This is a genomic window from Candidatus Babeliales bacterium (assembly GCA_019749895.1).
Lineage (GTDB): Bacteria > Babelota > Babeliae > Babelales > RVW-14 > AaIE-18.
On sequence record JAIEPG010000014.1, the window covers coordinates 1 to 16,821 of the forward strand.

The 16,821-nt window shown below is 39.7% G+C and carries 25 protein-coding genes; 24 read left to right on the forward strand and 1 reads right to left on the reverse strand.

Features of this window, described 5'->3' with window-relative positions; all coding sequences use genetic code 11:
* Nucleotides 1-105: 105 nt before the first annotated feature.
* From K2W90_06760 to lpxC, 3 genes are all read left to right on the forward strand, one after another.
* Nucleotides 106-1,764: a CTP synthase gene (locus K2W90_06760; protein ID MBY0354034.1), complete on the forward strand. Its 1,659-nt coding sequence runs from the start codon at nucleotides 106-108 to the stop codon at nucleotides 1,762-1,764.
* 124 nt (nucleotides 1,765-1,888) lie between these two features.
* Complete coding sequence (gene rplM / locus K2W90_06765) at nucleotides 1,889-2,305, forward strand: 50S ribosomal protein L13 (protein ID MBY0354035.1); 417 nt, start codon at nucleotides 1,889-1,891, stop codon at nucleotides 2,303-2,305.
* Nucleotides 2,306-2,421: 116 nt separating this feature from the next.
* Nucleotides 2,422-3,279 (forward strand): UDP-3-O-acyl-N-acetylglucosamine deacetylase, encoded by an 858-nt coding sequence (gene lpxC, locus K2W90_06770; protein MBY0354036.1) that lies wholly within the window; start codon nucleotides 2,422-2,424, stop codon nucleotides 3,277-3,279.
* A 55-nt stretch (nucleotides 3,280-3,334) separates the two neighbouring features.
* Here the strand turns inward: lpxC and K2W90_06775 are convergent, their stop codons facing one another.
* A complete protein-coding gene (locus K2W90_06775) occupies nucleotides 3,335-4,489 on the reverse strand; it encodes a M50 family metallopeptidase (GenBank protein ID MBY0354037.1) in 1,155 nt (384 codons plus the stop codon).
* A 473-nt stretch (nucleotides 4,490-4,962) separates the two neighbouring features.
* Here K2W90_06775 and rpsL point away from each other — a divergent pair, with 473 nt between their 5' ends.
* From rpsL to rplF, 21 genes are read left to right on the forward strand one after another with little or no spacing between them, the layout of a single operon-like run.
* On the forward strand, nucleotides 4,963-5,349 hold the full coding sequence (gene rpsL / locus K2W90_06780) for a 30S ribosomal protein S12 (protein MBY0354038.1): 387 nt from the start codon (nucleotides 4,963-4,965) through the stop codon (nucleotides 5,347-5,349).
* Nucleotides 5,342-5,824 carry a 30S ribosomal protein S7 gene (gene rpsG / locus K2W90_06785; protein MBY0354039.1) on the forward strand — a complete coding sequence of 161 codons (483 nt, stop codon included), beginning with the start codon at nucleotides 5,342-5,344 and terminating at the stop codon, nucleotides 5,822-5,824. Before rpsL ends, rpsG begins: the two co-directional genes overlap by 8 nt.
* A 16-nt stretch (nucleotides 5,825-5,840) precedes the next feature.
* Complete coding sequence (fusA, locus tag K2W90_06790; GenBank protein ID MBY0354040.1) at nucleotides 5,841-7,913, forward strand: elongation factor G; 2,073 nt, start codon at nucleotides 5,841-5,843, stop codon at nucleotides 7,911-7,913.
* A 23-nt stretch (nucleotides 7,914-7,936) separates the two neighbouring features.
* Nucleotides 7,937-9,127, forward strand: coding sequence for an elongation factor Tu (tuf, locus tag K2W90_06795; GenBank protein MBY0354041.1), 1,191 nt, complete (start codon nucleotides 7,937-7,939; stop codon nucleotides 9,125-9,127).
* Between the two features lie 21 nt (nucleotides 9,128-9,148).
* Nucleotides 9,149-9,454, forward strand: a complete 306-nt coding sequence (rpsJ, locus tag K2W90_06800) for a 30S ribosomal protein S10 (GenBank protein ID MBY0354042.1) — start codon at nucleotides 9,149-9,151, stop codon at nucleotides 9,452-9,454.
* A 54-nt stretch (nucleotides 9,455-9,508) separates the two neighbouring features.
* On the forward strand, nucleotides 9,509-10,102 hold the full coding sequence (rplC, locus tag K2W90_06805; GenBank protein MBY0354043.1) for a 50S ribosomal protein L3: 594 nt from the start codon (nucleotides 9,509-9,511) through the stop codon (nucleotides 10,100-10,102).
* A gap of 5 nt (nucleotides 10,103-10,107) precedes the next feature.
* A complete protein-coding gene (rplD, locus tag K2W90_06810) occupies nucleotides 10,108-10,749 on the forward strand; it encodes a 50S ribosomal protein L4 (GenBank protein MBY0354044.1) in 642 nt (213 codons plus the stop codon).
* Nucleotides 10,740-11,090, forward strand: a complete 351-nt coding sequence (rplW, locus tag K2W90_06815) for a 50S ribosomal protein L23 (protein MBY0354045.1) — start codon at nucleotides 10,740-10,742, stop codon at nucleotides 11,088-11,090. The genes rplD and rplW overlap by 10 nt, the downstream gene beginning before the upstream one ends.
* A 37-nt stretch (nucleotides 11,091-11,127) precedes the next feature.
* Nucleotides 11,128-11,946 carry a 50S ribosomal protein L2 gene (gene rplB, locus K2W90_06820; GenBank protein MBY0354046.1) on the forward strand — a complete coding sequence of 273 codons (819 nt, stop codon included), beginning with the start codon at nucleotides 11,128-11,130 and terminating at the stop codon, nucleotides 11,944-11,946.
* Nucleotides 11,947-11,979: 33 nt separating this feature from the next.
* The gene (gene rpsS, locus K2W90_06825) at nucleotides 11,980-12,267 is read left to right on the forward strand and encodes a 30S ribosomal protein S19 (GenBank protein ID MBY0354047.1); all 288 of its coding nucleotides are present in this window, start codon (nucleotides 11,980-11,982) and stop codon (nucleotides 12,265-12,267) included.
* 57 nt (nucleotides 12,268-12,324) lie between these two features.
* Nucleotides 12,325-12,666, forward strand: coding sequence for a 50S ribosomal protein L22 (gene rplV, locus K2W90_06830; protein ID MBY0354048.1), 342 nt, complete (start codon nucleotides 12,325-12,327; stop codon nucleotides 12,664-12,666).
* 27 nt (nucleotides 12,667-12,693) lie between these two features.
* On the forward strand, nucleotides 12,694-13,314 hold the full coding sequence (gene rpsC / locus K2W90_06835) for a 30S ribosomal protein S3 (protein MBY0354049.1): 621 nt from the start codon (nucleotides 12,694-12,696) through the stop codon (nucleotides 13,312-13,314).
* 41 nt (nucleotides 13,315-13,355) lie between these two features.
* Nucleotides 13,356-13,763 (forward strand): 50S ribosomal protein L16, encoded by a 408-nt coding sequence (rplP, locus tag K2W90_06840; GenBank protein MBY0354050.1) that lies wholly within the window; start codon nucleotides 13,356-13,358, stop codon nucleotides 13,761-13,763.
* A 25-nt stretch (nucleotides 13,764-13,788) separates the two neighbouring features.
* A complete protein-coding gene (rpmC, locus tag K2W90_06845; GenBank protein ID MBY0354051.1) occupies nucleotides 13,789-13,989 on the forward strand; it encodes a 50S ribosomal protein L29 in 201 nt (66 codons plus the stop codon).
* A gap of 30 nt (nucleotides 13,990-14,019) precedes the next feature.
* Nucleotides 14,020-14,307, forward strand: a complete 288-nt coding sequence (rpsQ, locus tag K2W90_06850; protein MBY0354052.1) for a 30S ribosomal protein S17 — start codon at nucleotides 14,020-14,022, stop codon at nucleotides 14,305-14,307.
* Between the two features lie 11 nt (nucleotides 14,308-14,318).
* Complete coding sequence (rplN, locus tag K2W90_06855; protein MBY0354053.1) at nucleotides 14,319-14,687, forward strand: 50S ribosomal protein L14; 369 nt, start codon at nucleotides 14,319-14,321, stop codon at nucleotides 14,685-14,687.
* Between the two features lie 58 nt (nucleotides 14,688-14,745).
* Complete coding sequence (gene rplX, locus K2W90_06860) at nucleotides 14,746-15,063, forward strand: 50S ribosomal protein L24 (protein ID MBY0354054.1); 318 nt, start codon at nucleotides 14,746-14,748, stop codon at nucleotides 15,061-15,063.
* Between the two features lie 22 nt (nucleotides 15,064-15,085).
* Nucleotides 15,086-15,628, forward strand: a complete 543-nt coding sequence (gene rplE, locus K2W90_06865) for a 50S ribosomal protein L5 (protein MBY0354055.1) — start codon at nucleotides 15,086-15,088, stop codon at nucleotides 15,626-15,628.
* A 21-nt stretch (nucleotides 15,629-15,649) separates the two neighbouring features.
* The gene (locus K2W90_06870) at nucleotides 15,650-15,835 is read left to right on the forward strand and encodes a type Z 30S ribosomal protein S14 (GenBank protein MBY0354056.1); all 186 of its coding nucleotides are present in this window, start codon (nucleotides 15,650-15,652) and stop codon (nucleotides 15,833-15,835) included.
* Between the two features lie 19 nt (nucleotides 15,836-15,854).
* Entirely contained in the window at nucleotides 15,855-16,250 is a 396-nt protein-coding gene (gene rpsH / locus K2W90_06875) for a 30S ribosomal protein S8 (GenBank protein ID MBY0354057.1), read from the forward strand.
* 9 nt (nucleotides 16,251-16,259) lie between these two features.
* Entirely contained in the window at nucleotides 16,260-16,802 is a 543-nt protein-coding gene (gene rplF / locus K2W90_06880; protein MBY0354058.1) for a 50S ribosomal protein L6, read from the forward strand.
* Nucleotides 16,803-16,821 lie beyond the last annotated feature (19 nt).

Below are 16,821 nucleotides of genomic sequence, written 5' to 3' on the forward strand. Positions count from 1 at the left end.
AAATATTTGTTTTCCTGCTCTACCTGCAGTAAACTTTGAACAATTTGTTTGAATCTTAGACAGATAGTGTAAATCATTATTTTTTAACGATGAGACCGGGGTAGTGTGGATCTTAAAAATTTAACGTATGAAGTACGTAATAAAGGAACGAAGTTTATCGTGATTACCGGTGGGGTTTGTTCTTCCATCGGCAAAGGCGTACTTGTCTCATCGTTGGGTGTTTTGCTCAAAGGTGCCGGGTACTCCGTTTCGGTAATCAAATGGGATCCGTATCTTAATGTTGACCCTGGCACCATGTCACCACTTGAGCATGGCGAAGTGTTTGTGACGCACGATGGTGCCGAGACCGATCTTGATTTGGGCCATTATGAGCGGACGTTAGGCATTAGTTTGTCCCGTGATTCCTCAGTTTCTTCAGGCCAAATTTTTAAAAGTATTTTGGATGGGGAGCGCGAAGGCAAGTTTCTGGGCAAGTGCATCCAGCTGGTGCCACATGTTGTTGATGCCATTAAAACGCGTCTTTTTGCTTTCGCATTAAACCATGATGTGGATTTTGTATTGCTCGAAATTGGCGGTACGGTTGGCGATATTGAAGGCAAAGTATTTCTGGAAGCCGTACGCCAAGTGCGTAGCGACTTACATCCAGCCCACATATTTCATGGCCATTTGAGCTATGTTCCGCGTTTGGAATGGACTGGTGAAATCAAGACCAAGCCAACGCAGCATAGTGTTAATGCACTCAAAGAAGAGGGCCTGGTGCCTGACTGCATCTTTTTGCGTACATCCTTGGCTATTGAAGAAAAGCAGCGTCGCAAGCTTGCAACCATGTGTGGCGTTTCTCAAGATTTAATTTTTGAAGTTTTAACGTACAAGCCGGTTTATCCGCTTTTTATCGACTTGCAAAAGCAAGAAGTAAGCAAGCGTATTCAAGAATACTTTGGTATTTTGGCAGCAAAGCCTTCAAATTTGTCGCAATGGCAAGATCTTATTGAGCGCATCGGTGCCTGCAAAACAGTGATTAAAGTTGCGTTGGTGGCAAAATATGTTGGGAGTAACGATCCGTACATGAGCGTTATCGACGCTATTCAGGCCGCTGGATACGCCAATAACGTTACCGTTGATATTGTGGTTATTGATGCTGAGCAGCTTGAGAACAGCCAAAATAATGAAGCTTGGATTTTGTTGAAATCAGCTGAAGGTATTATCATTCCGGGTGGTTTTGATAAGCGTGGTGGCGAGGGCAAAATTGCGGCGGTCCGTTGGGCGCGCGAGCAACAGATCCCTTACCTTGGTTTATGTCTGGGAATGCAGGTAATGCTTATAGAATTTGGTCGCTCGCTGGTTAACCTTGCGCATGCAAATACCACAGAATTTGATAAAAAGACCCCTCATCCTATCATTTCTTTACTTGAAGAGCAGGCGGCCGTGGTGCAAAAGGGAGCATCTATGCGCTTGGGTGAGTATGCCTGCACATTAGTCCCGGGTAGCAAGGCTCACCAGGCTTACGAGCAAGATGAGGTTCGGGAACGGCATAGGCACCGTTATGAATTTAATAATTCTTATAAGCAAGATTTTGAGGCCAAGGGAGTGCTTTTTTCTGGGCTTAATCCAGACTCAGGTCTTGTTGAAATCTCCGAGCTACAAGGGCATCCGTTTATGGTTGGGTCTCAGTTTCATCCTGAATTTTTGTCCGGACCGCTTAAGCCGCACCCGTTGTTTAAGGCCTTTATAAAGGCCGTTCTTGAGCAAATAAATAAGAAGTAAGTATTATTATATTTGACCAGTGCGTTTTTTTGTTTTAAAATTATGAATAAATCATTAAAATTGTTAGTAAATCATTGATTTCTCCTACAAATAGCTTTTTCTTAAGGACAAAGTCACCATGAATATGAATAAAACGTTTATGTTAAGAAAAGAAGATCGCAAGCCTGAATGGCATGTGATTGATGCTTCTGGGCTGGTATTGGGACGTCTTGCAACCCGAGTTGCAGATGTTTTACGCGGAAAAAACAGACCAGAATTTACGCCTCATGAAGATGCTGGTGACTATGTTGTTATCATCAATTGCGAGAAAATTGCTCTTACCGGCGAGAAAATGGCTCAAAAGATTTATACCAACTTCTCTGGTTGGAGAGGTGGTCTTAAGGAATTGACCGCGCGCCAAGTTTTTGAAAAAAACCCGGCTCGTATTATTGAGCAAGCTGTTAAAGGCATGCTTCCAAAAAATAAACTGAGCGACAGAATCATTAAGAAGTTGAAAGTTTATAAAGGAACAGAGCATCCTCATAAAGCTCAAATTCTTTAAAATCGAGACTTTTAGATTTTAGAAAATAGTAAGAAAAGCAGCCTTAAAGCTGCTTTTCTTTTTTTATGGGTATGTATGTTTCTATCAGTAACATTCAGTAAGCGTTGTAGTAGGTCATGAATACAGTTCAACAGACATTAAAGCAAGAGCTTGTTTTTTCCGGCATCGGGGTTCATTCTGGCGTCTTTTCAACAGTTAGGCTTGTTCCTGCGCCTGCAGATACGGGCATTGTTTTTCGACACGAAAAGTTTCCCAATGATCCACTTTATGTTGGTAAAGTTATTCCCGAAGTTGCCATGCATGCAACGGTTATCCGGCACGCTCATTGGATGATTAGCACGATTGAGCATTTGATGGCTGCTCTTATGATGATGGACGTTGATAATGTGATTATTATTGTTGATGGCGTAGAGATACCTATTTTAGATGGCAGTGCTTTTCCTTTTGTGCAGGGTATTATGCATATTGGTTTGCTTTCTCAAGGTCAATCAAAAAAATTTCTGACACCAGCGCGTGTTTTAACCTTTGAGCATGAAGATCGTTTTTTGCAAATCTCGCCAGAAAAGTCGCGTGAGCAGCGAACGCTTTTTATTGATTATACAGCTGAATTTGATAATCATACCAAAAATTCAGCACAGTTGAGCGGTGTGGTTTCGCAAGATTTTTTTGAGCGTGAAATTGCGCCAGCCCGTACCTTTGGGTATGTTGGGCAGTTGCCATTTTTAAGAAAGCATGGCTTGGCTCAGGGGACTTCGCTAGGCAACACAGTTGTGGCGGGAGCGGATGGATATATTAACGATGTTCGCTATCAAGATGAATTTGTGCGTCATAAATTTTTAGATTTGATTGGTGACCTGAGTTTGTTGGGTCGACCACTTGTTGGTTCGATTTGTGCCAAAAAAACCGGCCATAGTTTTAACCGATTGGTTATTCAGCATTATTGTGAGCATCCAGAAGAATGGTTGACTATATAACTTTTTGAGTTTTGAAAAATTTCAAGAGGCGCCCGTTAAAAGGCGCCTCTTTTTGTTAGCTAAAGAGTAACATTATTTTGTTGTACAGGTTGGCAAGTGTTGAGCCAAATACTGAAACAATATCTTTGTAGGTTAAGTAGGCAAAGAGTATGACAAACAATCCAATTGAAATAATATTAACGCCAATGCGTAGCCATTCAGGAGCCGGGCGTCTGATGATTGCTTCAACGGTTGCAAAAAAGAGTTGGCCGCCGTCTGTGACGCCGAGCGGTAAAAGGTTGATCAGCGCTAAATTGATGCTAATCAGGGCAAGAAAAATCAATAATGGCAGTATGCCGTATTGAGCTTGGTTAAACATTTGCGCCATAATTTGAATGGGTCCGCCAGCTCCTTCAAGGCTGCGTTGTGCAAAGAGCATCTTAAAGCTGTAAGCCGTGCTGTAAATCCACATGTTGGTCTGGGCTATTCCTTGGCGAATTGCTTGAAAAAATGGCAGGCGAGGGATTGGGAGCTCAAAATAAGCACCCATTGCTCCAACTTTTTTATCTTCGAATATTTTTTCATCAAGGGTGATTGAGATTTCCCGAGCTGCTGTAGTATCCAATGAAAGTACTTCCAATGTGATCGTTTGATTAGGGTTTTGTTGTATAATTTCCAGAAGCTTTGGATAGTTTTCTGCTGTCGAAAGATCATAGTTATTTACTTTGAGTAGCTTGTCTCCTGCTTTGAGTCCGGCGGTTTGAGCGGCAGAGGAATCTCTTATTTTTGTTATCATGATATTTTTGTTTGAAGAGCCGACCATAAACAAAAAGCAGGCTACCAAGTAGGCAAAGGCGAGGTTGAAAATAATGCCACCCGAAAGGACTAAAAACTTTTGCCAGTAAGGTTTTTTGTCAAAAGAGGCAGCGCTGGTGTCTTTGGCAAATTGTTGTTCGCCTTGACCGGGCTCTGCCAAGCCGGCTATTTCTACGTAGCCGCCTAGGGGGAATTTGGCAATTTTAAAGGTTGTTTGGCCTATCTTTTTTTCCAGGCCCCATAGGGTTGGGCCAAAGCCAACCGAGAAGGTGGGGGTGTGAATGCCAAAAAGTTTGCAAAATAAAAAGTGCCCAAGCTCATGAACAACAATGAGCAAGCTGAATCCGATAATGGCTCCCGCAAGGGGCAGAATTTTAGACTGAACCAGTGCTAATAACGTGCATGATGACATCATTTTTCCTTAAATTAGTTAGGTTTTTTGAGTAAAATATGACGATTTAGACCATTATTGCACATTTTGTTAAAAAAAACATTTTTTGATTTAACATTTCTTATTGAATTTTTTTCTTTGGTGAAGTTTTGAAAAAAGCCTTTCGTTGAGAGATAAAGCAGTTCATGAAAGTGGGTAAAACTGCCTTGATGCAGCGTATTGATATATTTTTACTTGAAAAAAGTATAAAAAAATATAAAATTAAGTGGAATTATTGTATCACTCTGTGCTTTTCTTTTTGGCTATCTCATGGTATTATCGGTAACTTGGTAACCCCTTGAAGTAGCGCACGAGCTGCAAAGTCATGTGCGGCTTGGTGTTTCAAGAAGGGTGCCAAATACAATGTATGCGTAGTTTTAGTGATAATGTGCTTATGCTCGCGTGAGCTAGGTGCATTTGTTTTTGGGTAGTTGTTAATCAGATGGGATTGTAAGATTATGCCTACGATAAACCAGCTTGTTCGATCTAATCGAAAAAATGTGAAAGAAAAGACGAAGTCGCCTGCGTTGAACGCTTGTCCTCAGCGTCGTGGTGTTTGTGTTCGTGTTTACACGCAAACGCCTAAAAAGCCTAACTCTGCATTGAGAAAAGTTGCTCGTGTTAAGTTGACGACCGGAAAAGAAATTACTGCTTATATCGGCGGTGAAGGCCACAATTTGCAAGAGCACTCTGTAGTTTTGGTTCGCGGTGGGAGAGTAAAGGATTTGCCTGGTGTTCGTTATCACATCGTTCGTGGCTCACTTGACGCTGCAGGCGTAGATGGACGTAAGCAAAGTCGTTCTCTTTATGGTGCTAAACGTAAGAAGGGTGCTGCTAATGCCTAGACGTAAAACGAAAGTTTTAAAAAGAGAGATTGGTGTTGATCCGCGTTTTCAATCCCAGTTGGTTCAAAAATTTATTAACGTTGTTATGCAATGCGGTAAAAAAAATATTGCGCGTGCAATTGTTTACGAAGCATTTGATCTTATCACAGCAAAATTAAGTGGCGATCAGAGTAAGGCATTTGCTTTGTTTGAAAAAGCAATTGGCCAAGTTAAGCCATTTGTTGAAGTTAAGTCTCGTCGCGTGGGTGGTGGTGTTTACCAAATCCCTGTTGAAGTTCGTGTAAATCGTGCTACAACGCTTGCATTTCGTTGGGTTATTGATGCTGCTTCAAAGCGCTCAGATAAAACAATGGGTAAGCGTCTTGCGCATGAATTGCTTGATGCAATTGATGGCCATGGTAATGCTGTAAAGAAAAGAACTGACGTACATAGAATGGCTGAAGCAAACAGAGCATTCTCGCATTATGCTTGGTAAGGTTTAGGGATACGCAATGAGCAAAAATTTAGATAAATTTAGAAATATTGGTATTATGGCTCATATTGACGCGGGTAAAACCACTGTCACTGAGCGTATTTTGTTCTTTACCGGTGTTTCACATAAGATTGGTGAGGTTCATGCCGGTGAAGCGGTTATGGACTGGATGGAGCAAGAGCGCGAGCGCGGTATTACAATTACGTCCGCTGCGACAACCTGCTTTTGGGCTGACCATCAAATTAACATTATCGATACGCCAGGTCACGTTGACTTTACCATTGAAGTAGAGCGTTCATTGCGTGTGCTTGACGGTGCGGTTGGTGTTTTTTGTGGTGTGGGCGGCGTTCAGCCACAGTCTGAAACGGTTTGGCGCCAAGCTGATCGTTACAAAGTTCCTCGCATTGCTTTTGTTAACAAGCTTGATAGAACTGGTGCGGATTATTTTGCTGTTGTTCAAGAAATTGACGAAAGATTGCATGGTAATCCTTTGGCTATGCAAATTCCAGTTGGTCAGTCTGAAGAATTTTCTGCGGTGATTGATGTTTTGACCAAGAAGATGGCGACTTTTGATGAAAAAGGCGTTGTGACTTGGCAAGAAGTGCCCGCTGAATATCAAGAAGAGCTTGCTAAAAGATTTGATGCGGTTGTTGAAAGAGCGTGCGATTTCGACGATGTGTTGGCAGAAAAATATCTTGACGGTGAAGCGTATACTTTGGAAGAAGTGAAAAAAGCTTTGCGTAAAGGTGTTTTAGCGCAAGAAGTTACTCCGGTTTTCTGCGGTAGTGCTTTCAAAAATAAAGGTGTTCAGCAGTTGCTTGATGCGGTTGTTGATTATCTTCCATCTCCGCTTGACGTTCCCGCAATTGAAGGGATAAACCCTGATACTGAGCAAACTGAAAAGCGCTATCCAAAAGAAGAAGACCCGCTTTGCTGCTTAGCATTTAAGATTATGGTAGATCCGTTTGTTGGATCATTGACCTTTGCTCGTATTTATTCTGGTACGCTTGAAACTGGTTCATACGTTTATAACGTTGGAAAAGGCAAGCGTGAGCGCGTTAGTCGTATTATGAAAATGCATGCTAATAAGCGAGAAGACATGAAATCAGCTTCAGCTGGTGACATTGTTGCTATTGTTGGCGTTAAAGACGTTATTACGGGTGATACGCTTACCGATGAAAAGCATCCTGTTTTGTTAGAAAGTATTAATTGTCCTGAGCCTGTTATTGGTGTTGCTATTGAGCCAAAAGGTAAGGGCGATTATGAAAAAATGGTTATTGCTTTGCGTAAGCTTATGCAAGAAGATCCTTCCTTTAGATTTACCTACAATGAAGAGACGGGACAAACCATTATTGAAGGAATGGGTGAGCTGCACCTTGAAATTATTGTTGATCGTTTGAAGCGTGAGCATAAAATTGAATCAAACGTTGGTAAGGCTGAAGTTGCTTACAAAGAAACAATTCAGAATAACGTTGAAGTTGAAGGTAAGTTTATTCGTCAGTCAGGCGGTCATGGTCAATATGGTCACGTTTGGTTGCGAGTAGCGCCCCTTGAGCGAGGTGCTGGTATTAAGTTTGAAAACGAAATTGTTGGCGGTTCTATCCCAAGAGAATTTATACCTGGTATTGAAAAAGGTATAAAAGAAGCCACGGCAACAGGTGTTCTTGCTGGGTATCCAGTAGTTGATATTCAAGCAACTGTGTTTGACGGGTCCTACCATGATGTTGACTCATCAGAACTTGCGTTTAAAATTGCAGCTTCTATGGCACTCCGTGATGGTATGTCTAAAGCGTCGCCAGTTCTTTTAGAGCCAATTATGAAGGTTGAAGTAGTAGCGCCTGATGAAAACTTGGGCGATGTTATGGGAGACTTGAATTCGAGACGTGGAAGAATCTTGGGAATGGATTCGAGAAAAGGCATGCAAGTTATTGCAGCAGAGGTTCCACTTGGGGAAATGTTTGGTTACGCAACAACGGTGCGTTCGCTTACTCAAGGTAGAGCTACTTATTCTATGCAATTTGAAGTTTATCGCGAAGTCCCTAAGAGTGTTCAAGAAGAAATTGTCGGAAAAAATAACGGTACAAAAAAATAGGTCGTCCTTAGAAGGAACAGATAATGGCAAAAGGTGTATTTGATAGAACAAAAGAACACTGTAACGTAGGAACGATTGGTCACGTTGACCATGGTAAGACAACGTTAACAGCTGCTATTACCAAAGTTTTGTCTGAACAAGGCAAGGCATCTTTTAAAGCGTTTGATCAAATTGATAAAGCGCCAGAAGAACGTGAACGTGGTATTACAATTTCCGTTGCTCACGTAGAATACGAATCAGATAAAAGACATTATGCTCACGTAGACTGTCCTGGTCACGCTGACTATATTAAAAACTTTATTACCGGTGCTGCTCAAATGGATGGTGCAATCTTGGTTGTATCAGCTGCAGACGGTCCAATGCCTCAAACCAGAGAACACATTCTTTTGTCACATCAAGTAGGTGTTCCTCGTATTGTTGTATTCTTGAATAAAGTTGACATGGTTGATGATCCAGACATGGTTGAGCTTGTTGAAGAAGAAGTTCGTGAATTGTTGTCAAAGTATGGTTATCCAGGAGCAGAAACTCCAATCATCCGTGGATCAGCTCTTAAGGCTTTGAATGGTGATAAGAGTGAGCTTGGTGGCCCTGCTATCCTTAAGCTTATCGATACTCTTGATGCATACATCCCAACTCCAAAGCGTGATGCAGATAAGCCTTTCTTGATGCCAATTGAAGACGTTTTCTCAATTTCTGGCCGTGGTACAGTAGTAACAGGCCGTGTTGAGTGTGGCGTTGTTAAAATCGGTGAAGATATTGAAATTGTTGGATTGCGTCCAACGCAAAAATCAACCGTTACCGGTATTGAAATGTTCAATAAAGAACTCAAAGAAGCTTTGCCTGGCGATAACGCAGGCTTGTTGCTTCGTGGTATCAAGAAAGAAGACGTTGAGCGTGGACAAGTACTTTGTAAGCCAGGTTCAATTAAGCCGCATAAGAAATTCAAGGCGCAAATTGTCGTCCTTTCCAAAGAAGAAGGTGGCCGTCATAGCCCATTCTTTAATGGTTACAGACCTCAATTCTACTTCAGAACAACTGACGTAACAGGTAACGTTACTCTACCAGCTGGTCGTGAAATGGTTATGCCTGGCGATAGCGTAGAACTTACTGTTGACTTGGTAAGTCCAATTGCTATGAGCAAAGAATTGAAGTTCGCTGTTCGTGAAGGCGGCAGAACTATCGGCGCTGGTGTTATAAGTGAAATTATTGAGTAATAACTGATAGGTTAGATTGCAATGAAACGATCAAAAATACGCTTGACATTAAAGTCTTATGATCATCAATTGCTTGATAATGCTGTAAAACAAATTGCGTTAACAGTTAAGAGAACAGGCTCCCGTGTTTTGGGGCCTGTTCCTCTTCCAAACAAGCGCCGTTGTTTTACCGTATTGCGTTCTCCGCATATTGATAAAAAATCGCGGGAGCAATTTGAGTTAACAATACACAAGCGAATATTAGATATTGTATCACCAGCAGAGCAAACAATGGACGCTTTAATGAAGCTCAACATTTCTGCTGGAGTAGACGTAGAGATTAAATAAAATCATGATGATGAGGCTACTATGTTAGGTGCGCTTGTAGGAAAAAAAATAGGTATGACGCAAGTCTTTGATCGAGAAGGAAACGTTGTACCAGTAACGGTAATCGATATAGCTTGCTGGTACATTACCCAGTTTAAAACGATTGAAAAAGATGGTTATGCTGCAGTTCAAATTGGATTGCTTAAAGAAAAGCATCAAGCAAAATCATTCTCATCAGATTGGTTACAAGATAGAAAACAGTATTTTTCTTGCTTCAGAGAAGTTGCATTACAACAACAAGAACATGAATTTGTTATTGGACAAGAAGTTACCTTTAAAGATGCTGCATTTGAAGAAGGTGTTGAAGTTGCTGTTACCGGCATGACCAAAGGCCTAGGCTTTCAAGGTGTGACCAAGCGATGGAGATTCAATCGGGGTCCGTCTACTCACGGTTCTATGTTTCATCGTCGACCAGGTTCTATTGGTAACCTGTGTAAAGAAGGTGAAGTTCAAAAAGGTAAGAAATTACCTGGGCACAAAGGTTTCAGACAAGTCACGGTGCGTGGATTGAAGGTTGTAAAAGCGGATCAAAACGCTCGTTGTTTATTTGTAAAAGGCGCAGTCCCTGGTAAAAAAGATACCGTGATAATGATTAGCAAACGAGGATAATAGTCATGACAACAAAAATACCTGTTTATGATGCAGCAGGAAAAGAATCTGAGGGAATTGATTTAGTACTGAATTTTGAGAAAAAAGATTTGAGTGAAAAAACTTATTCTCAAGCAGTTAGATCTTTGCTTCAAAATTGGAGACAGGGCACTGTTGGTTGCAAAACGCGCGGCGAAGTAGCTTTTTCCAATCGTAAGCCTTGGAAGCAAAAAGGTACAGGAAGAGCTCGTGCTGGTAGCTTGAGATCTCCATTGTGGAGAAAAGGTGGTGTCATTTTTGGACCACAGCCACGAACGAGAGTTTTAGATATCAATAAGAAACAAAGAAAATTTGTGTTTAATAATATTTTGTTTTCTGCTTTAGAAAACAAAACGGTTAGTTGTTTGGATTATTCAAGTGATCTACAAAAACCAAGCACTAAAAAAGTTTATCAAGCGTTGTGCAATATGGGCTTAGATACAAAGAAAGTTATATTGTTTCTTCCGTTTGATGACGTTGTTTCATATGCATCGTTTAGAAATCTTCCTAATGTGCATATTCTTTATTTTGATCAGCCGAATGCATATGATTTGACTGATGGTGATAGTTGGGTTTTTTTGAAAAAAGATATAGATCTCTTTAAAGAAATGGTTTCACAATGGAACTAAGTCATTACGATATTATTAAGCGACCTGTTATTACCGATAAAAGCATAGAAGTCTTTAAAAAATTTGGACAACTTACTTTTGTAGTTAACAAAGCTGCTAATAAAATAACAGTTCGTCGAGCAGTTGAAAAAATTTGGAATGTTGAAGTTGACTCTGTACGTATTGTTAATTCAGCAGGAAAAAATAAAGTATTCGCACGTCGTTCATTTTCTAGTCCAAGTCAAAAAAAGGCTATTATCAAGCTTAAAAAAGGTTTCAAGATTGATATTCCTGGCATGTTTGAAGCGACTGGTTTGATGGGTGGACATGATGAATCTTCTACGCCTGGTCAAGGAAAATAGGTTAAGAAGATTGCGGTAAACATAGAAGGATTATGCCATGGCTATAGTAACGAGAAGACCTAGAAACGCTTCATTACGTCAGCAGCAATTTATTGTAGATAAAGAATTATCAAAAAAAGAACCAGAAAAAAGTTTGCTTGCGCCATTACGTAAAACTGGCGGTAGAAATGCTTACGGTCGCATTACGTGTAGACATCAAGGCGGTGGTGCAAAGCGTACCTATCGTATTGTTGATTTTAAGCGTGGGCAGCGCGATGTTCCTGGTATTGTTAAAGCATTTGAATATGATCCAAATAGAAACGTTTCTATTGCTTTAATTTATTATAAAAATGGTGCTAAGGCTTATATCTTAAAGCCAGAAAATTTAAAGGTTGGCGAAGAAGTTCTTGCCGGCGAAAAAGCAGAAGCAAAAGTAGGAAATTGCTTAGCAATAAGAAATATTCCTCTTGGTTTCTTCATTCACAATGTTGAATTATATCCTGGTCGCGGCGGGGTATTTGCTCGCAGCGCTGGTTGCTCCGTACAAATCGTTGCAAAAGAAAATGAAAAAGCTGTATTGAAAATGCCATCGGGAGAATTGCGTACGGTTGGTTTAGATAACTATGCAACTGTTGGTATGTTGGCTAATGCTGAATACAGAAACATGGTTTTAGGTAAAGCTGGTCGAACAAGACATCTTGGTATTCGTCCAACAGTTCGTGGTATGGCCATGAATCCGGTCGATCATCCACACGGTGGCGGTGAAGGTCGTTCTAAGTCAGGTTCTCATCCAATGACGCCATGGGGCAAAAGCTGTAAGGGTGTTAGAACAAGAACGAAAAAGAATTCAGCTATTTTGAAGAGAAGAAAAAAGTAAAATGAAAAATGTTATCTTGGTAAAAGGATAAGCATGACAAGGTCAATTTGTAAAGGCCCTTACGTCGATTCTACCTTAGTAGAAAAGGTGGAAAAGGCAAAAACTTCTGGAAAGCGGGAAGCTATAAAAACCTGGAAGCGCGCAAGTATGATTACTCCTGATTTTGTTGGGTTAACGTTTGCTGTGCATGATGGAAGAAAGTTCATTTCTGTCTATGTAACCGAGAACATGGTGGGGCATGCCTTGGGTGAGTTTGCTCCTACAAGGACATTCCGTATGCATAGTGGACAGCGTAAAACAGCAGGAAAAGAAGATAAATAAGACAGAAATTGTTATTGTACTAAATAAGCGTTTTTTGCTATACTAAAGGTCAAGATTATGCTATCCAGAGCAAAAAGTAAGTATGTTCGAATCTCTCCTTATAAATTGCGTCCTATTGTGGACGTTATTCGGGGATGTCAAGTAGGTAAGGCTCTCGCTTGGCTTAAAGCTTCTGAAACTAAACGTACTAAACCGGTCACGAAAGTACTCGAAGCTGCTTTTGCGAATGTTAGAAATCTTCATGTTGAAGAAGCTGACATGAACACTTTGTATATAAAAGAAGTTCGTGTTGATCAAGGTCCTGTCATTAAGTATTTTAAGCCAGGAGCTATGGGTCGTGCAAATATTCAACGTAAGCGCATGAGTCATATTGAAATAATATTGGATAAGAAAAAATAAATTAAACGGTTTAGAAGAGGTATTAACGTGGGACAAAAGGTTCATCCATTTGGTTTCAGATTAGGCATTTATGAGGATTGGAAAGCTCGTTGGTTTGCTAAAAGATCGTATGGCCAAGAACTGATGGAAGATATTCAAATAAGAAAATATTTGAATAAAAAATTTAGTAGCACGGATGTTTCTAAAGTTGTTATTGAAAAAGCTGTAGATAGTATTAGAATTCTCGTTCATGCTTCTCGTCCTGGTATTATTATCGGAAAAAAAGGACAAGGTATTGAGCGAGTAAAGGCTGATCTTTTTCAAAAGTTTAAAAAGAATGTTGATATATCGGTACAAGAAGTAAAAACTCCTGAATTGGTATCGAAACTTGTTGCTGAAAGCATTGCCGAGCAATTAGTAAAGCGTGCGAGTTATAAACGATTGATGAAGAAAGCTGGATTCTCTGCTATTAAAGGTGGGGCAAAAGGTATAAAGATTTGCTGCTCTGGTAGATTGGGCGGTGCTGAAATAGCTCGTACTGAGTGGTTGCGTCTTGGATCAGTTCCTCTGCACACATTGCGTTCAAATATTGATTACGCATTGGCTGAAGCGCATACAATTTATGGCATTATCGGTGTCAAAGTTTGGATTTGCCGTGGTGAATACTAAGAGGTTTAAAGGCTACTCTTTAGAACAGTAAGGATTAAACAATGTTAATGCCGAAAAAAACCAAATATAGAAAAGTGCAGAGAGGTCGCCTAACAGGACTTTCCAAGGGCGCTAGAGCTGTGCAATTTGGTGATTATGGACTTATGGCAGTTGAGCCTTCGTGGGTAACAGCGCGTCAGATTGAAGCTATTCGTATTACTATTAATAGAAAGCTCAAAAAAGAAGGAAATATCTTTTTAAGAATATTTCCAGATAAGCCTATTTCTAAAAAACCTGCCGAAACTCGAATGGGTAAAGGTAAAGGAAATCCTGAATTTTGGGTTTCTTGTGTTAAAAGAGGTCGCGTGATTGTAGAAATCGCCGGGGATTTTGATGCAGTTGAAGCAAAAGAAATTTTGAAAGCGGCTGCCTATAAACTTCCTATGAAGACAAAAATGGTAACAAAATAGCACGTGGTGCTTGTTGAGGCGGAATATGAAAAAGGCAGAAATAAAAAACTTGGACGGAATTTCTTTGCGAAAAGAAATAGATGGATGGAAAAAAGAATTGCTTAATTTGAAGCTTAATAAAATGTCTGGTCAAATTAAGGATTTTACGCAATTTAAAAAATTGCGCGCTAACGTTGCAAGAGCTTTATCTCATCTGAATCAAGTAGAAAAAGATAAAAAAGATTAATTATTTGCAGGTAATTTGAGGTAAATGATCATGACGGAAAACAAACAACAAAATTTGAATAAACAGGTTTCTTCACAAGGCAAAATGCTTGTTGGGGAAGTTGTTTCTGACAAAATGGATAAAACGGTTGTTGTAAAAATTTCTAGAACGTTGAAGCACCCCGTTTATGGTAAAGTTATTCAGCGATTCAAAAAGTATAAAGCGCACGACCAAGAAAATTCTGCTCGTATTGGTGACATAGTTGAAATCGTTGAGTGTCGACCATTGTCTAAAACGAAGCATATGTTATTAAATAGAATTGTTGCGAAGCGCGCATAAGGGAAAATCTCATGTTGCAAAAAGAAACGGCACTTGAAATAGCTGATAATTCTGGTGCAAAGAAAGCAAAAGTTATTCACATCGCCGGTAGTACTAGAAAGCGATATGCTCGCGTTGGGGATATTGTAAAGGCAGCAATCAAAAAAGCAATACCAGGTGGTACTGTAAAAAAGAGCGATGTTGTTGATGCTGTTATTGTTCGAACGAGAAAAGAATATCGTCGAGCAGATGGTAGTTATATTCGTTTTGATGACAATGCTGCAGTAATTATTGATAAAGATAAAAAACCTGTTGGAACTCGTATTTTTGGGCCTGTAGCTCGTGAACTTCGTAGTGCTGGGTTCAGCAAAATAGTCTCGCTTGCTCCAGAGGTTTTATAAGAAATTTAGAAGCTCAAAATTGATAAGCTTCGAATTATTTGATCGTTAAGGTTTTATTATGTTAAGTAGAGTTAAAAAAAATGATACAGTTGTTGTCTTATCTGGAAAAGATAAAGGAAGACAAGGACTTGTTATAGCAGTTGATCAGAAGAATGATCTTGTTCTTGTGAAAGATGTTGGTATAGTTACCAAACATTTGAAGGCAAAAAAAGCTGGAGAAAAGAGCAGGATAGTAAGAGAAGAAAAAGCTATTCCATTGTGCAAAATTATGCCTGTTTGTCCTTCGTGTAAAAAAGCTTGTCGTGTTCAGGTTAAGTTTTTGAATGAAGGCAGTAAAAAGGCGCGAACATGTCATCGTTGCAAAGAAGCGTTTTAGTTAGTGAATAGGTAATGTTGTTATGAAATCACGTTTAGAAGATATTTATAAAAACCAGATTCGCCCAGAAATTCAAAAAGAGTTGAATTTTGGGAATGTTATGCAAGTGCCTCGTATTTCAAAAATCGTTTTGAATGTCGGTGCTAAAGATGCTGTTAGTGATGGCAAGGTAATTGCTTCAATTAAAGGTATTCTTGAAAAAATTGCAGGACAAGCGGTTGTTGCAACGCAGGCAAAGAATTCTATTGCAGGATTTAAATTGCGTGAGGGAATGCCAATTGGTGCAATGGTGACTTTGCGAAAAACAAGAATGTATCACTTCTTGGATAAGCTTATCAACGTTGTTTTGCCAGCGGTAAGAGACTTCCAAGGAACGTCAATCAAATTTGATGGTCATGGAAATTATAATCTTGGTATTAAAGATTGGATGGTATTTCCTGAGGTTGATTACGATAAAATCGATAAGAACCGCGGGTTAAATATTACGATTCAAACTACTGCTAAAAAAGACGAAGAAGCATTTTTGTTGTTGAAAAAATTTAATATGCCATTTCGCAAACGTTAGAACTGATTAAAGGATTTAGATATGGCTAAAAAAGCGCTCATTGAAAAAGCTAATAGAACGCCTAAATTTTCTACACGAGGTCGTAATCGTTGCAAATTGTGTGGAAGACCCCGAGGATATATGCGTCTTTTTATGATGTGCAGAATTTGTTTTAGAAAGAACGCGTTAGAAGGTTTATTGCCGGGCGTAAAAAAAGCGAGCTGGTAAATTTGTAAGGAAATTGATTATGTCAGTTGATTCAATTGCTAATTTTTTGACGATTATTAGGAATGGTATAATGGTACGCAAGCGTTCCGTTGTTCTTTCTTCGTCAAAAATGAGAGTTAATATTGCTCAAGTGTTGAAGAGCGAAGGTTACATTCGTGATTATAAAGTTGAAAATAACGACGGTCCTGGTAGCTCGTTAACAATTTTATTAAAGTATGTAAATGGTAGTTCTGCAATTAATGAGATTACACGAGTAAGTAGACCAAGCCGTCGACACTATCAAGGCGCAAGCGAGATAGTGCCAGTTATAGGTGGCCTTGGTATCGCTATCGTGACAACAAGTTCTGGTGTAGTAACTGATCGAGATGCAAGAAGATTAGGCATCGGTGGCGAAATTCTTTGTCATGTTTGGTAGGAATTAGGTATGTCAAAAATTGGAAGAATGCCCATTGCATTTTCATCAGCAAAAATTGCATTAGAGGGTAAAAAAGTTTTCATTGAAGGTCCTATGGGCAAGTTTTCTCACGAATTGCCTTTGGAAGTTGATATGGTTATTGAAGGTAACACTATCAAGCTTGATGTTCCAGATCGTATGTCTAAAAAGCATAAGATTCTTTGGGGCCTTCATCGTGCTTTATTAGCAAATAAAGTTAAAGGTGTTGAAGTTGGTTTTGAAACGAAAATGATCATTGTTGGTCTTGGTTTCAAAGCGGTACTACAAGGTAGAAATATGACATTTTCTTTGGGGTATACTCATAAAATTGAGTATGTTTTGCCAGAGGGTGTTACCGTAGAATTAGATAAAACCGGTCAACTATTGACGGTTAAAGCAGCAGATAAATTTGTACTCGGCAACGTTTGCGATGCTATTCGATCTTTTCGACCACCTGAACCATATAAAGGTACTGGTATACGAAAAGAAGGGGAGCATATTATTCGTAAGGCTGGTAAGACAAAAGGTGCTTAATCCAGGTCGTAATTGTTGT

Bases quoted from the DNA above. Each gene is read 5' to 3' on its own strand.
- rplM (MBY0354035.1), top strand. From the start codon at position 1,889: ATGAATAAAACGTTTATGTTAAGAAAAGAAGATCGCAAGCCTGAATGG.
- lpxC (MBY0354036.1), top strand. From the start codon at position 2,422: ATGAATACAGTTCAACAGACATTAAAGCAAGAGCTTGTTTTTTCCGGC.
- K2W90_06775 (MBY0354037.1), bottom strand. From the start codon at position 4,489: ATGATGTCATCATGCACGTTATTAGCACTGGTTCAGTCTAAAATTCTG.
- rpsL (MBY0354038.1), top strand. From the start codon at position 4,963: ATGCCTACGATAAACCAGCTTGTTCGATCTAATCGAAAAAATGTGAAA.
- rpsG (MBY0354039.1), top strand. From the start codon at position 5,342: ATGCCTAGACGTAAAACGAAAGTTTTAAAAAGAGAGATTGGTGTTGAT.
- fusA (MBY0354040.1), top strand. From the start codon at position 5,841: ATGAGCAAAAATTTAGATAAATTTAGAAATATTGGTATTATGGCTCAT.
- tuf (MBY0354041.1), top strand. From the start codon at position 7,937: ATGGCAAAAGGTGTATTTGATAGAACAAAAGAACACTGTAACGTAGGA.
- rpsJ (MBY0354042.1), top strand. From the start codon at position 9,149: ATGAAACGATCAAAAATACGCTTGACATTAAAGTCTTATGATCATCAA.
- rplC (MBY0354043.1), top strand. From the start codon at position 9,509: ATGACGCAAGTCTTTGATCGAGAAGGAAACGTTGTACCAGTAACGGTA.
- rplD (MBY0354044.1), top strand. From the start codon at position 10,108: ATGACAACAAAAATACCTGTTTATGATGCAGCAGGAAAAGAATCTGAG.
- rplW (MBY0354045.1), top strand. From the start codon at position 10,740: ATGGAACTAAGTCATTACGATATTATTAAGCGACCTGTTATTACCGAT.
- rplB (MBY0354046.1), top strand. From the start codon at position 11,128: ATGGCTATAGTAACGAGAAGACCTAGAAACGCTTCATTACGTCAGCAG.
- rpsS (MBY0354047.1), top strand. From the start codon at position 11,980: ATGACAAGGTCAATTTGTAAAGGCCCTTACGTCGATTCTACCTTAGTA.
- rplV (MBY0354048.1), top strand. From the start codon at position 12,325: ATGCTATCCAGAGCAAAAAGTAAGTATGTTCGAATCTCTCCTTATAAA.
- rplP (MBY0354050.1), top strand. From the start codon at position 13,356: ATGTTAATGCCGAAAAAAACCAAATATAGAAAAGTGCAGAGAGGTCGC.
- rpmC (MBY0354051.1), top strand. From the start codon at position 13,789: ATGAAAAAGGCAGAAATAAAAAACTTGGACGGAATTTCTTTGCGAAAA.
- rpsQ (MBY0354052.1), top strand. From the start codon at position 14,020: ATGACGGAAAACAAACAACAAAATTTGAATAAACAGGTTTCTTCACAA.
- rplN (MBY0354053.1), top strand. From the start codon at position 14,319: ATGTTGCAAAAAGAAACGGCACTTGAAATAGCTGATAATTCTGGTGCA.
- rplX (MBY0354054.1), top strand. From the start codon at position 14,746: ATGTTAAGTAGAGTTAAAAAAAATGATACAGTTGTTGTCTTATCTGGA.
- rplE (MBY0354055.1), top strand. From the start codon at position 15,086: ATGAAATCACGTTTAGAAGATATTTATAAAAACCAGATTCGCCCAGAA.
- K2W90_06870 (MBY0354056.1), top strand. From the start codon at position 15,650: ATGGCTAAAAAAGCGCTCATTGAAAAAGCTAATAGAACGCCTAAATTT.
- rpsH (MBY0354057.1), top strand. From the start codon at position 15,855: ATGTCAGTTGATTCAATTGCTAATTTTTTGACGATTATTAGGAATGGT.
- rplF (MBY0354058.1), top strand. From the start codon at position 16,260: ATGTCAAAAATTGGAAGAATGCCCATTGCATTTTCATCAGCAAAAATT.